The organism is Amycolatopsis thermophila, assembly GCF_030814215.1.
In the GTDB taxonomy this organism is placed as follows: domain Bacteria; phylum Actinomycetota; class Actinomycetes; order Mycobacteriales; family Pseudonocardiaceae; genus Amycolatopsis_E; species Amycolatopsis_E thermophila.
Genome location: NZ_JAUSUT010000001.1, coordinates 3,970,798 through 3,984,914 on the forward strand (window position 1 = coordinate 3,970,798; position 14,117 = coordinate 3,984,914).

Here is a 14,117-nt window from a genome sequence, read left to right on the forward strand (position 1 = left end):
CGTTCACCGGGCGCTGGGGGTCGAGCTGTGTCGAACGCCGCCGCGGTGTTGGCCGCGATCAGGCGCGAGGGACCGTTGTCGCGCGCCGCGATCGCCGAGCTGACGTCGCTGAGCATGCCGACGGTCAGCCGTCAGGTCGCCGCGCTCACCGAGGCCCGGCTGGTCCGCGACGTGCCCGACCTGGCGCGGGTCGGCGCGGTCGGCCGCCCGCGGGTGCCGGTCGACATCGACGACACCGTCCTGGCCGCGTGCGGGGTGCACGTCGGCGTCCGCACCACCACGTTCGGTCTCGTCGACCTGCGCGGACGGCTGGTCGGCAGCGAGCGGGTCTCCACGCCGCGGGGCAGCGCCGAAGACGGTCTGGCGTTCCTCGCCGCGAAGGTCCGCGCGTTCCTGCGCCGCTGGCGGGACCGCCGGGTCGTCGGGCTGGGGCTCGCCACCGGCGGCCAGGTCGACGTCGCCCGCGGGCTGGTCACGCACGAACGGCTGGGCTGGCACCGCGTCCCCGCCGGCACCGTGCTGTCGCGCGGGACCGGGCTGCCGGTCCACGTCGACGGTCACGTGCCCGCGATGGCGCACGCCGAACTGCTCTTCGGCGAGGGCAAGCAGTACCCGAGCCTGCTCTACTTCTACGCCCGCCAGGTGGTCGGCGCCGCGATCGTCGTCGACGGCGTCCTGCACCGCGGGCCCGGCCAGGCCGGGACGATCGCGCACCTGCCGATCGGCGGCGACGTGCGGTGCCCGTGCGGGCGCACCGGCTGCCTCGAGGCGACGATCAACGCCCAGACCGACCGGGGCGCCTTCGCCGAGCGGGCCGCGACGATGGGCCGTGCGGTGGCGATCCTGCGCGACCTCGTCAACCCCGACCACGTCGTCCTCGGCGGCCAGAACATCACCGACGCGCCCGAGCACCTGGCGACCCTGCTGCACACCTTCGCGGCGACGACGGCGCTGCCCGGGACCGACCTGGTGACGGTCACCAGGTTCGGCCCGGACGTGCAGGCCGTCGCCGCGTGCACCGGCGTCCTGGCCGGCGTCTACACCGACCCGACCCCGTTGATGGACTAGGTGATGCCCTCGAAGTCGGTGATTCGACCTGGTTTGATCTTGGGTTGTGGTGCGTCGGCATGAGTTGTCTGATGAGCAGTGGCAGGTGATCGAGCCGTTGCTGCCGGTGTCGGAGACGAAGGGACACAACCGGTTCTGGCGCTGGTCACGCACCGGCACTCTGTCCGCCCTGGTGGGCGCAGGTTCGTGTGATCGCCGAGGCGGTTGACGAACTCGACCGCGAGGTCTCGGTCGATTCCAGCATCGTGCGGGCGCATGAGCACGCTGCCGATCCACCTCGCCTGCGACGGCCACGGACGGTCCTTGTCGATCCTGTTGACCGGCGGCAACGTCTACGACTGCACCCTGTTCCCGCAGGTCAGGGCAGGCATCGACGTCCGCCGGCCGGGCCCGGGCCGTCCGCCGACCCGGTCGAGCAGGGGTCTGGCCGACAAGGGCTACTCCAGCCGCGCCATCCGCTCTTACCGGCGCCGACGGCGCATCCCAGCGACCATTCCCGAACGCCGGGACCAGCAGGCCAACCGGCCGCGCTGCCTACACACGCCGCACCATCATCGAACGATGCGTCAACCGCCTCAAACAGTTCCGCGCCATCGCCACCCGATTCGACAAGACCGCCACCTCCTACCGGAGCACGATCGACCTGGCCACACTGCTCAGCTGGCGTTGAGGACAGGGCCTAGGGGTACCGGCGCAGGTGTCCCCCTTCTCGTCCGGACCGGCGACGGCGCCGATCTTCACGACCGGTCAGCGGGGCAGCGCGAGCGGCAGCGTGCGCCGCACGGCGGAGGCGTGCCGCCCGTACAACGGGACGACCGGCACGTCGAGGTCGCGGGCGCGCGGCGGGCGCCGCGTACCGGCCATCCGCAGCGTCACGTCCTCGGCCAGCCGCCCGAAGCGGGTGCGCCGCAGCGTGCAGGAGGCGACGGTCATCGCCGCGTCCGCTGCGGTCGCCGTCAGCAGCACGGGCACGTCGTCCCGGGTCAGCGGCGCGAACCCGGCCTGGGCCGCGCTGCCCGCCGACCACGCCCGCCAGCCGTCGGTCACCCGGGTGCGGGCCGGGAACTCCGTGCCGAGGCTGGCGCGCAGCTCGGTGGCCAGCTCGCCGACCTCCAGCAGCGTGCTCCCGTACCCGGCCTTGGCGAGCGCACCCATCAGCGCCAGCGCGGCACGCGTGGTGGCCCGCAGCTCGCCTGGCTCGCCCCCACCGCGAGCCAGCGCGGCCAGCGGGGCCTCGCTCGACCGGTACCGCACCGCCACCAGGTAGGTGCGCTCGCCGTAGCTGGTGCGCACCAGCAGTTGCGCACCGGCCAGCGGGATCTCCGGGTTGTCGCACGCCGCGCGCATCAGGTCGAGCACCTTCGCGACATCGGGCTCGACCCCCTCACGCAGCCGGATGACCGCCGTCCAGCCGTCCCCGACCCCGGCCACCCCGAACCGGTTGCCCGCGCGGTCGACGTGCTGCCGGAGCCGGAAGTCGTGCGCGAGCACGCGCAGCGGGTCCGGAGCCAGGCGGCGTTCGTCGTGCTGCAGCAGCCGGAACGACACCCAGGTCAGCGCCCACCCGGCGAGGTGCCTGCCGGCGAACCGGACCGAGGTCGCGGCGATCACCACCAGCGCCAGGACGGTGACGACGACCTTCGCGGGCAACGCGTCCTCGACCGCGAGCAGCACCGCGATCAGCGCGCATTCCCACACCGCGACCTGGGCGAAGGAGATGGGCAGCAGGAAGGGCGCCAAGGTGGTCCGGCGGGGCCGGTGTGCTCGGGGTCCCGTCCCGCCACCGGCGGAGACCCCCGCGTCGGCAGCGGTCAACTCGCTTCTCCTTGCTCCTGGTACAGAATAACCGGGGAACCGGCTTTCGCTGCCGGGAAAAATGCCCACAGGGAGCGAGGCGACATGGCCGCGAGCGAGGGCGGGCCCATCCGGGTCGGCGTCGTCGAGGACCACCCGCTGTACCGCTACGCGGTCGCGAACGTCCTGTCCGAAGCGCCCGGCATCGAACTGGGGCCCGTCGCGGAGTCGGTCGCGGACTTCGCCGCGGCGCACGAGCCCGCCGGGTGCGTCGTCGTGCTCGACCTCAAGCTGCGCGGCGTCACCGACTCGCAGGCGGTCCAGGAGATCGTGCGCCTGGGGCACAACGTGCTCGTGGTGTCCGCGCACGCCGGGCAGGAGGAGGTGCTGGGCGCGATCTCCGCGGGCGCTCGCGGTTACCTGTCCAAGGACGCCGACGGCGACGACATCGTGCGCGCGGTCCGCGAGATCGCGGCGGGCAACTCCTACGTCTCGCCGACGCTCGCGTCCTACCTGCTCGACTCGACGCGCCCGCGGGCGGGCGTGAAGAGCGTGCTGTCCGACCGGGAGCGGCAGGTGCTGTCGCTGGTCGCGGCGGGGGAGCGGGACGCCGACATCGCCGAGGCCATGTCGATCAGCGTCCGCACCGTCCGCAGCTACCTGGACCGGATCCGCGACAAGACGGGCCGCCGCCGCCGGCCGGAACTCACCCGCCTGGCGATCGAGGAAGGGATGGCCTAGCGCCGGTCTCCGCGGTGATCGGCCTCCGATCAGGGCTCGATGACCAGGGCGGCGATCCTTCCCTCCCGCAGGGTGAAGCGGTACCGCAGGTCGACGACGTTGCCGGGGAAGTCGCCCTCCAGACGGTGGGTCGCCACGTAGTGGTCGTCGTCGACGCGTTCGGTGGCGATGAGCGTGGTGGTGTAGGTGTACCCACCGCCCGCCCGCTGGAGCCAGTCGCGGATCTCGGCCGGTCCCCGGTGGATGTGGCCCTCGTCGGTGACGGTCGCGTCGTCGGTGAACCGTCCCAGCGCGGTCTCGGTGTCGCGGGAGGAGTGGGCGGCCAGGTACGAGGTGATCACTTCGGGAAGTGCGATGGTCATGACTGCTCCGTTCGTCAGCCGACGGTGGGGACGGTCCCGCCGTCGATGGTGTATTCGCCGCCGGTGATGGCGGCCGCGCGGTCGGAAACGAGGAACGCGACGAGTTCGGCCACCTCGGCGGGCTCGGCCGGGCGGCCGAGCGGGATGCCGCCGAGGGAATCCATGAGCCGCGACAGCGCCTGCTCCGGGGAGCAGCGGTGCGCGGCGGACATCCGTTCGATCAGGGCGTCGGCCGCGCTCGTCCGGATGAACCCGGGCGAGACGACGTTGACGCGGACACCCCGCGGGCCGACCTCGTTGGCGAGTCCCTTGCTGTAGGTGGTGAGCGCGGCCTTGGCGGCGGCGTACCCGAGTGTCCCGTCGTACAACGGAAGGCGCCGCTGGATGGACGAAACGTGCACCACCGCGCCGCGGCCGGCCTCCAGCATCGCCGGGAGCAGGGTGCGGTCCAGGCGGACGGCGGCCAGCAGGTTGAGCCGCAGCTCGGTGTCCCAGTCCCGGTCGGTGAGCACGGCGAACCCGCCGGGCGGCGCGCTGGACCCGCCGAGTGTGTGCACGAGGATGTCCACCCCGCCGAGCTCCTGGCGCACACCCTCGGCGACGGTGGCGATGCCTTCCGGGGTGGTGAGGTCGGCGCGGCGGAACAAGCCGGCGCCGGGCGGGCGGGTGCGCGCGACCGAGAGGACCGTCGCCCCGCGGTCGCGCAGGCGGGAGGCGATGGCGGCGCCGGTGCCCTTGCTCGCGCCGGTGACGACGGCTCGCCGGCCGTCGAGCCGTTCGGTTGTCGGGTTCGTCATGCCCCGAGCGTGTGGTCTCTCCCGGGGCGAGGGTCAAGCGCGGTCGACTCTCCCCCGGGGAGAGGGTGCACAGTGGCGGTATGCGCCGTGGCCTCACGATCGGGGAATTCGCCCAGCTCACGCACCTGAGCGTGCGCACCTTGCGCCGTTATCACGAAGCCGGCCTGCTCGAACCGGCTTCGGTCGACGCGGCGACCGGCTATCGCTACTACGCCACCGCGCAGATCCCGGACGCGCAGGTGATCCACCGGCTGCGGGAGCTGGACATGCCGCTGGCCGACGTGAAGCGGATCCTGGCCACGGAGGACCCGGAAGCCCGCGCCGAGCTGACCGCGGAGCACCTGCGGCGGCTGGAAGCGCAGCTGGACCGGACGCGGGCCGCGGTCGCGTCGTTGCGGCAGCTGTTGCGGCCCGACGTCGAGCGGCTGGCGGTCGAGCTGCGGTCGGTACCGTCGCGCACCGTCGCCGCCGTCCGCGGAACCGTCGCCAGGGAGGACGTGCTGACGTGGTACGCCGAGGCGATGTCCGAACTCGACGCGGCCGTGGCCGGGCACGAGTGCGGGGGACCGCCCGGTGGCGTGTACGACAACGAGTTGTTCACCACGGGCCGCGGCACGATGGTGATCTACCGGCCGGCGTCCGGCTTCTCGCCCGGCGGACGCGTGATCCGGCACGTGCTGCCCGCCACCGAGCTCGCGGTCGCGGTGCACCGGGGGCCGCACGACGACATCGACGTCACGTACGGCCGGCTCGGTGCCTGGGTCGTGGAGCACGCGCTCGCCGTCGACGGGCCGGTTCACGAAACCTACGTTCGCGGCCCCCGTGACGACGCTGCCCCGGAGACCTGGCGCACCGAGATCGGCTGGCCGGTCTTCCGGCTCTCACCCGTCTCCGGGACCCCGCAGCGCCCCGGCCACAACTAGAGCCGCCGGTTCGCCAGCGCACCGGTCGCGTTGCGGGCCTTGTCCGCGACCGCCGGGTCGATGTCCACGACGACCGACTCCGGCCCCGCGCCCAGCTGCGCGTGCACGCGCCCGAACCCGTCCGCCACCGTCGAGTACCCGATGCCGGTCGGCGCCTTCGGGTTCACCTCGACACCGGCCGCGACCGGGTCGGCCTGGCCGCAGCCCAGCACCCAGCAGCCGGAGTCGAGCGCCCGCGCCCGCACCAGCACCTCCCACTGGTCCCGCTTGCCCTCGCCCGCGCCCCACGACGTCGGCAGCAGGACCGCGGACGCGCCCCGGTCGGCCAGTGCGCGGAACAGCTCCGGGAACCGCACGTCGTAGCAGGTGGCGAAGCCCAGGGTGACACCGTCGACCTCGACGGTGACCGGCGAGGAGCCCGGCGCGACCGTGTCCGACTCGCGGAACCCGAACGCGTCGTAGAGGTGGATCTTGTCGTAGCCGAGGTGGTGCCCGAGCCCGGTGATGAGCAGCGTGTTGCGCACCCGCCCGTCGTCGTGGGGCGTGAACATGCCGGCGACCACGAGCACGCCGTGCTCGTCGGCGATCGCCGCGACCGACTTGGCCCACGGGCCGTCCAGCGGTTCGGCGACCGGACCGAGCGGCACCCCGAACCGCGCCATCGCCGCCTCCGGGAACACGACGACCCGCGCCCCCTCGCCCGCCGCGCGCGCCACGCCCTCGCGGATCGGGGCGAGGTTCTCCGCGGGCTCGGCACTCGATGTGAGCTGGCACAAGCCGATCCGGAGCACGGGCTACCTCCCTGGTCGTCGTCAACGTTCCAACTCGTACCCTAGACCCATGTTGAACCGCATCGACCTGCGTGGACGCGTGCCGTCCGCCACGGAACTCCGAGCCACGCTCCCGCGTGCCGAGATCGACGTGGACGCGGCGCTGCATCAGGTCCGCCCGGTGGTCGAGGCGGTCCGCGAGCGCGGGGTCGAGGCGGTGCTGGAGTACACCGAGCGCTTCGACAAGGTGCGCCCGGCGGGCGTCCGCGTGCCGCGCGCCGAGATCGAGTCCGCGCTGACCACGCTCGACCCGGCCGTGCGCGCCGCGCTGGAGGAGTCGATCGACCGGGCCCGCAGGGTGCACGCCGACCAGCGCCGCACGGACGTGACCACGACGGTCGCCGAGGGCGGCACGGTCACCGAGCGCTGGGTCCCGGTCGAGCGCGTCGGCCTCTACGCGCCCGGCGGCCTGGCGGTGTACCCGTCGAGCGTGGTGATGAACGTCGTCCCGGCGCAGGTCGCGGGCGTCGGCTCGCTGGTGCTGTGCTCGCCGCCGCAGGCCGAGTTCGGCGGCTTGCCGCACCCGACGATCCTGGCCGCGGCGGCGCTGCTGGGCGTCGACGAGGTGTGGGCGGTCGGCGGCGCGCAGGCCGTCGCGCTGCTGGCCTACGGCGGCACCGACACCGACGGCGCCGAGCTGGTCCCGGTCGACCTGGTCACCGGCCCCGGCAACATCTACCTGACCGCCGCCAAGCGCCTGCTGCGCGGCCTGATCGGCATCGACTCCGAGGCGGGCCCGACGGAGATCGCGATCCTGGCCGACGAGACGGCCGACCCGGTGCACGTGGCGGCCGACCTGGTGAGCCAGGCCGAGCACGACCCGCTCGCCGCGAGCGTGCTGGTGACCACGTCGGAGGAGCTGGCCGACGCCGTCGACAAGGAGCTCGCCGTCCGCGTCGCCGCGACCAAGCACGCCGAGCGCATCGGCGAAGCGCTGCGCGGCAAGCAGTCCGGTACCGTGCTCGTGTCCACTGTGGACGAGGGGCTGCGCGTCGTGGACGCCTACGCGGCCGAGCACCTGGAGATCCAGACGGCCGACTCGCGGGCGGTCGCCGCGCGCGTGCGCAACGCGGGCGCGGTGTTCGTCGGCCCGTACGCGCCGGTCTCGCTCGGCGACTACTGCGCGGGTTCGAACCACGTGCTCCCGACCGGCGGCTACGCGCGGCACTCGTCGGGCCTGTCGGTGCAGAGCTTCCTGCGCGGCATCCACGTCATCGACTACAGCGAGGAGGCGTTGCGCGAGGTGGCCGGCAAGGTCGTCTCGCTGGCCAACGCCGAAGACCTGCCCGCACACGGGGAAGCGGTCACCGCCCGTTTCCCGGGAGGAGCCGCGTGAGTTCCGACGACGTCCGTCTCGAGGACCTGCCGCTGCGCGAGGACCTGCGGGGCCGCAGCCCCTACGGTGCGCCGCAGCTCGACGTCCCGGTCCGGCTCAACACCAACGAGAACCCCTACCCGCCGCCGCAGGCCCTGGTCGACGACGTCACCGAGGCCGTCCGCGAGGTGGCCGCGGGCCTGCACCGCTACCCGGACCGCGACGCGATCGCCCTGCGCCAGGACCTCGCCGCGTACCTGTCGGGCGCGACCGGGGTGCGGCTGACCGAGCGGAACCTGTGGGCTGCCAACGGGTCCAACGAGGTGCTGCAGCAGATCCTGCAGGCCTTCGGCGGCCCCGGCCGTAGCGCGCTGGGCTTCGAGCCGTCGTACTCGATGCACCCGATCATCGCGGCCGGCACCCGCACCGACTGGGTCGCCACCCCGCGGCGCGACGACTTCACGCTCGACACCGAGGCCGCGGCCCGGATCGTGCGCGAGCGTCAGCCCGACGTCGTGTTCGTCACCAGCCCGAACAACCCGACCGGCGGGTCGATCCCGTTCGGCGAGCTGGAGCTGGTGCTGCGCGCCGCGCCGGGCATCGTCGTGGTGGACGAGGCGTACGCGGAGTTCTCGTCGCAGCGCAGCGCGGTCGAGCTGATCGAGGCCTACCCCGCGCAGCTGATCGTGTCCCGCACGATGAGCAAGGCGTTCGCGTTCGCCGGCGGCCGGCTCGGCTACCTCGCGGCCGCTCCGGCGGTGATCGACGCGCTGCAGCTGGTGCGCCTGCCCTACCACCTGTCCCTGCTGACGCAGGCGGCTGCGCGCGCGGCGCTGCGGCACGCGGACGAGACGCTGGCGTCGGTCGCGAAACTCGCGGCCGAACGCGAGCGGGTCGTCGAGGGCCTGCTGGGCCTGGGGTTCACCCCGGTGCCCAGCGACGCCAACTTCATCCTGTTCGGCCGCTTCGCCGACGCGCGCGCGAGCTGGCAGGCCTACGTGGACAACGGGGTGCTGATCCGCGACGTCGGCATCGAAGGGCACCTGCGGGTGACCGTCGGCACCCCGGAGGAGAACGACGCCTTCCTGGCGGCGAGCAAGGAGGTCCCGCGGTGAGCCGCGTCGGCAAGGTTTCCCGGACCACCAAGGAGTCCTCGATCACCGTGGTGGTCGACCTCGACGGCACCGGCCAGGTGGAGGTGTCCACCGGGGTGCCGTTCTACGACCACATGCTCAACTCGTTCGGCGTGCACGGCTCGCTCGACCTGAAGATCGACGCGACCGGCGACATCGAGATCGACGCGCACCACACGGTCGAGGACACCGCGATCGTGCTCGGGCAGGCGATCCGCCAGGCGCTCGGCGACAAGTCGGGCATCCGCCGCTTCGGCGACGCGTGGATCCCGATGGACGAGACGCTGGCCCACGCCGCGATCGACGTGTCCGGGCGTCCGTACTGCGTGCACGTGGGCGAGCCGGAGCAGTTCAACACGTTCACCATCGGCGGGAACTACCCGTTCGTGCTGACCCGGCACGTGTTCGACTCGCTGTCGTTCCACGCGCAGATCGCGTTGCACGTGCGGGTCGTCCACGGCCGCGACCCGCACCACATCGCCGAGGCGCAGTACAAGGCGGTCGCCCGTGCGCTGCGCGCCGCGACCGAGCCCGACCCGCGCGCGGGTGGCATCCCGTCGACGAAGGGTGTCCTGTGAGCAAGGAGCTCGTGGCCGTTCTCCTGCTCGCGCTGGGCGGTTTCCTCGTCGGCGGTGTTTACAGCACGTGGAAGACGGCCAAGGTGCTCGCGACCCTGTTGCTGGTCGCGGCACTCCTGGCCGTCGGTGGCGCCATCGCCTGGCTGGTCAGCTAGCTGCGCGCCCCTTGCAGCTCGCGCCGGTCGTCGAGGTGCTTCTTCAGGTTCTCGCCCTCGACGTCCACGTTCGGCAGCACGCGCTGCAGCCACTTCGGCAGCCACCACGCGTGCTTGCCGAGCAGCGTCATCACCGCGGGCACGATCGTCATCCGCACCACGAACGCGTCCACCGCGACGCCGAACGCCAGCGCGAACCCGATCGACTGGATCAGTGACAGCTCCGCGGCGACGAAGCCGGCGAACACGCTGATCATGATCAGCGCGGCGGCGACCACGACCCGCGCACCGTGCCGGAACCCGCTGACCACGGCGTCGCGGGCGTCGGCCCCGTGCACGTAGTCCTCGCGCATGCGGGTCACCAGGAACACCTGGTAGTCCATCGCGAGGCCGAACAGCACACCGATCAGCAGGATCGGCAGCATGCTCATGATCGGGCCGGTGGACTTCACGCCGAGCAGGTCGTTGAGCCAGCCCCACTGGAACACCGCGACCACCGCGCCGAACGTCGCCACGACCGAGCCGAGGAAGCCCAGTGTCGCCTTCAGCGGCACGACGATCGAGCGGAAGACCAGCATCAGCAGCAGGAACGCGAGCCCGACGATCAGCCCGAGGTAGGGGAGCATCGCGCCGGCGAGCTTCTCGGACACGTCGATCTGCAGCGCCGTCTGACCGGTGACCGACAGCTTCGCGCCGGTGGCGCCGGAGAGCCGGTCGGACTGGTCACGGATGCTCGCCACCAGCCGCTCGGTCTGCTCGCTGCTCGGGCCGCTCTTCGGGATCACCGTGACCAGCGCGGTGTCGCCCTCGACGTTGAACTGCGCCTTGGTCACCGCGGCGACGTCGGGCAGCCGGGAGATCGAATCGGTGGCCTCCGTCGCGGCCAGGCGCGGATCGCGGGCCTGCGAGGAGTCGATGACGACGATGAGCGGTCCGTTCATGCCCTCGCCGAAGCCGGCGCTGATCATGTCGTAGGCCTTGCGCTGCGTCGATTCGGGCGCGGCGGTGGCGTCGGTGGGCAGCCCGAGCTGCATGTTCAGCGCGGGAATCGCGACGACGGCGAGCCCGGCCACGGCGGTGACCAGCACGGGCACGCGGTGCCGTCCGACGTGGCGGGCCCAGCGCTCGCCCATCGCCGGCTTGCCGGTGTGCTTCGGGCGGGTGCGCTTGCCGACCACCTTGCGCCCGGCGAACCCGAGCAGCGCGGGCAGCAGGGTCAGGGCGATGAGGACCGCGACGGCCACGGTCACCGCGGCCGCGATGCCCATCTGGCCGAGGATCGGGATGCCGACGACGGTCAGCCCGACCAGCGCGATGATCACCGTCAGGCCGGCGAACACCACGGCGGACCCGGCGGTGCCGACCGAGCGCGCGGCGGCTTGTTCCGGCTCGTGGCCTTCGGCGAGCTCGTGCCGGTAGCGGGATACGATGAACAGGGCGTAGTCGATGCCGACCGCGAGGCCGAGCATCAGCGCGAGGATCGGGGTGTTGGAGTTCAGCTCGACGAACCCGGACACCGTCATCACGCCCGCCATGCCCACGCCGACGCCGATGAGCGCGGTGAGCAGCGGCAGGCCGGCGGCCACGACCGAGCCGAAGGTGATCGCGAGGACGATGGCCGCGACGATCACACCGACGCCTTCGGTGGCCTCCGTGGCGGGGATCCCCTGAATCGCGTCGCCGCCGAATTCGACGGTGAAACCGGCGCTCTTCGCGGCGTTGGCCGCCGATTTGAGCGCTTCGCGGTCACTGTCGGTCACTTCCGGGGCGGGGACTTTGTAGCTGACCTGGGCGACGGCGACGCGTTCGGAGACGGTGCCGCTCTGGTACGGGTCCGTGACCGCGACGACGTTGGGCGCCTTCTGCAGCTTGCCGACGAGGTCCTCGACGGTGACGCGGGTGGCGTTCTCGGACAGCTTCTGCCCGGCGGGTGCCTCGATCGCGACGCGCGCGGTCGCGTTCCCGGCCGCGGCCTGCGGGAACTTGTCCTTCAGGTGGTCGATGGCCTGCTGCGCCTCCGTGCCGGGGATGGTCACCGAGTTCGTCATCTGGCCGGACAGCGTCAGCGCGCCGCCGCCGAGGACGAGCAGGATCGCCGTCCAGGCGGTCGCGACGAGCCAGCGCCGGCGGAACGAGAACCGGGCTAGGCGGTACAGCAGGGTGGCCACGTACTCGGCTCCAATTCAGTCGAGTGACATCCGATCCGGTGACTTCGAAGCTAGCCGATCGGCAAGTGCAGTTACAAGCCGATCGGCTAGTGTGTGAGTAGCCGCACGGCTAGTGCCTGACAGGTTTGCCGGGGGATTTCCGGTCGCGTACTCTTCGGCTGCTGACGAGGAGGTTCACCAGTCGATGGCAGCCGTGGCCGGTCACGAGGACACCCGTACGCGCCTGCTCGCCACGGCGTTGAAGCTGTTCACCGCGCATGGCGTGGAGGGCACGTCGCTGCAGATGATCGCCGACGAGCTCGGCGTCACGAAGGCCGCGGTGTACTACCACTTCAAGACCAAGGACGAGATCACCGAGGCCGTGGTGGAGCCCGGGTTGCGCGAGCTGGAGGCGACGGTCGAGGAGGCGGCGCGGGAGCGCCGGCCGGGCGCGCGGATCGATCACCTGCTGGCCGGGTTCGTCGATGTCGTGGTGCGGCACCGGGCGCTGGTGGCGCTGTTCTCGAGTGATCCGGGGGTGGCGCGGGCGCTGGAGAAGCACTTCTTCGGCAAGGAGAGCTTCATGGTGGGGATGATGACGATCCTGACGGGCCCCAACCCCGACCCGGCGCGCGTGGTGGCGGCGCACGCGGCCGTCGCGGGCATCGCACTGGCCGGCGGGTCGCCCGAGCTGGCGCACTACGGAGACGACACGTTGCGCTCGTCGCTGCTCGAGGTGGGCCGCAAGCTCCTCGGACGCCCCCGCCGTCGCGGCGAACACCCGGTCGGCTGAGGACTTTCTTCGCGGCCGGCCCCCGCCGGCGCTCGACCCGACTCGCCGAGGCTCGAACCCCAGCCTCGCTGAAGCGCGCACCTCCTCGGCCCCGCTCGCGTCTCGATGAGGAGGCGCTCGTCTTGCCTGCTCTGTCCGGCTTGTGTCTGCGGCTTGCGCCTGTCGGTTGCTCCGGCCTTCTGATCTGCGTGACGGTCGTCTTCACGGCCGTCGCCGTCGTCGCTTGGCCCGCCTGCCGTAGGGGCTCGTCTTGGGTGCCCTGTCCGGCTTGTGCCCGCGACGTGTTCCCGTCGGTTGCTCCGGCCTTCTGATCTGGGCGTCGGGTGCCTTCATGGCCCGGTTCGCCTTCGGTGCTTGGAGCGCCTGCCGTTGAGGGGGCTCGTCTTGCCTGCTCTGTCCGGCTCGTGCCCACGGGGCCCGGCGCCCGTCGAGTGCCCCCGGCCCGCATGCCTCATCTGAGCGGCGGGCGCCATCGCGGGCCTGCCTGTTCGGCCCGGCCCGCAGCCCTCCCTGTCGACCCAGCCCGCCGCCCGGCCTCGGCCCTCGTGCCGCCCCGCCTTCCCGCGCGCGAGTCCCCGTTCCGCCGGCACCCTCCCGGCCGGAGCGTGCCCCGGCTCCTCACGTCAGCGGCAGCGTCAGGCAGTTGGAGACCTCGGTGAACCCCCGCCGCTCGAAGTAGCCCCGCGTGCGCCGGGCCACGACGATCACCTCCACCGCTCCCGCCTGCCGCGCGCGATGCACGATCGCGTCGACGAGTTGCCCGCCGATGTCCCGTCCGCGGTGCGCCGGCGCGACCGCCAGCTCCAGCAGCTGGCTGACCGGCCCATTGGCGTACAGGGACAGGACCCGCGTGGCGAGCGCGTACCCGACCACCTCGCCATCGGCCTCCGCGACCAGGAAGTCCGTGTCGTCGTAGGTCATCGCCGCGATGATCTGCTCGTAGTTGCGGTCGAAAGCCGGGCGCCGGGCCCCGTGGGACTCGTCGAGCACCGTGAAGACGGCTTCGGCGTCGGTGACATCGGCTGGCCTGATCCGCACACCCTCATTGTGGTCACTCGGTGATGGGCCAGGTACTCCGAAGGCACCACCCGGGTGAGCCACACCCCGTTCGCACTCACCTGGAAGTGGTACCCGTGGCGGGTCATCGCCGCGGCGTCGACAGTCAGCACGACCGGTGCGCCGTGCCGCGAGCCGACCCGGACGGCGGTCTCGAGGTCACGCGAAAGGTGCACGTCGTGCCGCGACTGCGGGCGCAGCGAGCAGGAACTGTTCAGCGGTGCCGTGGAACAGTTCGTCCGGCGGCGTGGCGTCCGGCAAGCCGGGGTCCACCGCCAGTGTGCGGCTCGGATCAGCGTGCCGCTCTCGTCGAACGCGAAGCGTTGTTTGTCGTTCCCCGCCACCACTTCAACGGCGTAAGCGGCGCAACGGTTTTGTCGGTGGGTGCTGGTAAGCAGGAAGCACGAACCGGAAGGGGACGATCT

The 14,117-nt window shown here is 72.3% G+C and carries 15 protein-coding genes and 1 pseudogene; 9 read left to right on the top strand and 7 right to left on the bottom strand.

Annotated features, from left to right (window positions below):
• The first annotated feature begins 27 nt into the window (after nt 1–27).
• Entirely contained in the window at nt 28–1,068 is a 1,041-nt protein-coding gene (locus FB470_RS19490) for an ROK family transcriptional regulator (protein ID WP_306993493.1), read from the top strand.
• Nucleotides 1,069–1,114: 46 nt separating this feature from the next.
• A pseudogene (locus FB470_RS35770) lies at nt 1,115–1,738 on the top strand (transposase).
• A 77-nt stretch (nt 1,739–1,815) separates the two neighbouring features.
• On the opposite strand, the gene FB470_RS19495 reads toward FB470_RS35770, so the two are convergent.
• Nucleotides 1,816–2,883, bottom strand: a complete 1,068-nt coding sequence (locus FB470_RS19495; protein WP_306993494.1) for a type VII secretion protein EccE — start codon at nt 2,881–2,883, stop codon at nt 1,816–1,818.
• Nucleotides 2,884–2,967: 84 nt separating this feature from the next.
• Between FB470_RS19495 and FB470_RS19500 the strand changes: the two genes are divergently transcribed.
• Nucleotides 2,968–3,603, top strand: coding sequence for a LuxR C-terminal-related transcriptional regulator (locus tag FB470_RS19500; RefSeq protein WP_306993496.1), 636 nt, complete (start codon nt 2,968–2,970; stop codon nt 3,601–3,603).
• A gap of 29 nt (nt 3,604–3,632) precedes the next feature.
• On the opposite strand, the gene FB470_RS19505 is transcribed toward FB470_RS19500, so the two are convergent.
• Together FB470_RS19505 and FB470_RS19510 are read right to left on the bottom strand one after the other, a co-directional pair.
• Entirely contained in the window at nt 3,633–3,965 is a 333-nt protein-coding gene (locus FB470_RS19505) for a nuclear transport factor 2 family protein (protein WP_306993498.1), read from the bottom strand.
• A gap of 14 nt (nt 3,966–3,979) precedes the next feature.
• A complete protein-coding gene (locus FB470_RS19510; RefSeq protein ID WP_306993499.1) occupies nt 3,980–4,762 on the bottom strand; it encodes an SDR family oxidoreductase in 783 nt (260 codons plus the stop codon).
• A gap of 80 nt (nt 4,763–4,842) precedes the next feature.
• Between FB470_RS19510 and FB470_RS19515 the strand changes: the two genes are divergently transcribed.
• Nucleotides 4,843–5,685, top strand: coding sequence for a MerR family transcriptional regulator (locus FB470_RS19515; protein ID WP_306993501.1), 843 nt, complete (start codon nt 4,843–4,845; stop codon nt 5,683–5,685).
• On the opposite strand, the gene FB470_RS19520 is transcribed toward FB470_RS19515, so the two are convergent.
• Entirely contained in the window at nt 5,682–6,476 is a 795-nt protein-coding gene (locus tag FB470_RS19520) for a carbon-nitrogen hydrolase family protein (RefSeq protein WP_306993503.1), read from the bottom strand. The genes FB470_RS19515 and FB470_RS19520 overlap by 4 nt on opposite strands.
• A 49-nt stretch (nt 6,477–6,525) precedes the next feature.
• Between FB470_RS19520 and hisD the strand changes: the two genes are divergently transcribed.
• The 4 genes from hisD to FB470_RS19540 are packed head-to-tail and all read left to right on the top strand — an operon-like array spanning nt 6,526 to nt 9,696.
• The gene (gene hisD, locus FB470_RS19525) at nt 6,526–7,851 is read left to right on the top strand and encodes a histidinol dehydrogenase (RefSeq protein ID WP_306993506.1); all 1,326 of its coding nucleotides are present in this window, start codon (nt 6,526–6,528) and stop codon (nt 7,849–7,851) included.
• On the top strand, nt 7,848–8,945 hold the full coding sequence (locus FB470_RS19530) for a histidinol-phosphate transaminase (protein ID WP_306993508.1): 1,098 nt from the start codon (nt 7,848–7,850) through the stop codon (nt 8,943–8,945). The genes hisD and FB470_RS19530 overlap by 4 nt, the downstream gene beginning before the upstream one ends.
• Nucleotides 8,942–9,541, top strand: coding sequence for an imidazoleglycerol-phosphate dehydratase HisB (gene hisB / locus FB470_RS19535; RefSeq protein ID WP_167112405.1), 600 nt, complete (start codon nt 8,942–8,944; stop codon nt 9,539–9,541). The genes FB470_RS19530 and hisB overlap by 4 nt, the downstream gene beginning before the upstream one ends.
• Complete coding sequence (locus FB470_RS19540; RefSeq protein WP_306993511.1) at nt 9,538–9,696, top strand: hypothetical protein; 159 nt, start codon at nt 9,538–9,540, stop codon at nt 9,694–9,696. Before hisB ends, FB470_RS19540 begins: the two co-directional genes overlap by 4 nt.
• Here FB470_RS19540 and FB470_RS19545 read toward each other — a convergent pair.
• On the bottom strand, nt 9,693–11,864 hold the full coding sequence (locus FB470_RS19545) for an MMPL family transporter (protein ID WP_306993513.1): 2,172 nt from the start codon (nt 11,862–11,864) through the stop codon (nt 9,693–9,695). The genes FB470_RS19540 and FB470_RS19545 overlap by 4 nt on opposite strands.
• 184 nt (nt 11,865–12,048) lie before the next feature.
• Here FB470_RS19545 and FB470_RS19550 point away from each other — a divergent pair, with 184 nt between their 5' ends.
• Nucleotides 12,049–12,636, top strand: coding sequence for a TetR/AcrR family transcriptional regulator (locus tag FB470_RS19550; protein WP_306993515.1), 588 nt, complete (start codon nt 12,049–12,051; stop codon nt 12,634–12,636).
• A 618-nt stretch (nt 12,637–13,254) separates the two neighbouring features.
• Here FB470_RS19550 and FB470_RS19555 read toward each other — a convergent pair.
• A complete protein-coding gene (locus tag FB470_RS19555) occupies nt 13,255–13,668 on the bottom strand; it encodes a GNAT family N-acetyltransferase (protein WP_370876682.1) in 414 nt (137 codons plus the stop codon).
• On the bottom strand, nt 13,554–14,039 hold the full coding sequence (locus FB470_RS19560) for an RNA 2'-phosphotransferase (protein WP_370876503.1): 486 nt from the start codon (nt 14,037–14,039) through the stop codon (nt 13,554–13,556). The genes FB470_RS19555 and FB470_RS19560 overlap by 115 nt, the downstream gene beginning before the upstream one ends.
• Between the last annotated feature and the right edge of the window lie 78 nt (nt 14,040–14,117).

Excerpts from the sequence above, each read along its gene's own strand:
- hisD (WP_306993506.1), top strand. The coding sequence starts at position 6,526 with ATGTTGAACCGCATCGACCTGCGTGGACGCGTGCCGTCCGCCACGGAA.
- FB470_RS19505 (WP_306993498.1), bottom strand. The coding sequence starts at position 3,965 with ATGACCATCGCACTTCCCGAAGTGATCACCTCGTACCTGGCCGCCCAC.
- FB470_RS19515 (WP_306993501.1), top strand. The coding sequence starts at position 4,843 with ATGCGCCGTGGCCTCACGATCGGGGAATTCGCCCAGCTCACGCACCTG.
- FB470_RS19550 (WP_306993515.1), top strand. The coding sequence starts at position 12,049 with ATGGCAGCCGTGGCCGGTCACGAGGACACCCGTACGCGCCTGCTCGCC.
- FB470_RS19500 (WP_306993496.1), top strand. The coding sequence starts at position 2,968 with ATGGCCGCGAGCGAGGGCGGGCCCATCCGGGTCGGCGTCGTCGAGGAC.
- FB470_RS19510 (WP_306993499.1), bottom strand. The coding sequence starts at position 4,762 with ATGACGAACCCGACAACCGAACGGCTCGACGGCCGGCGAGCCGTCGTC.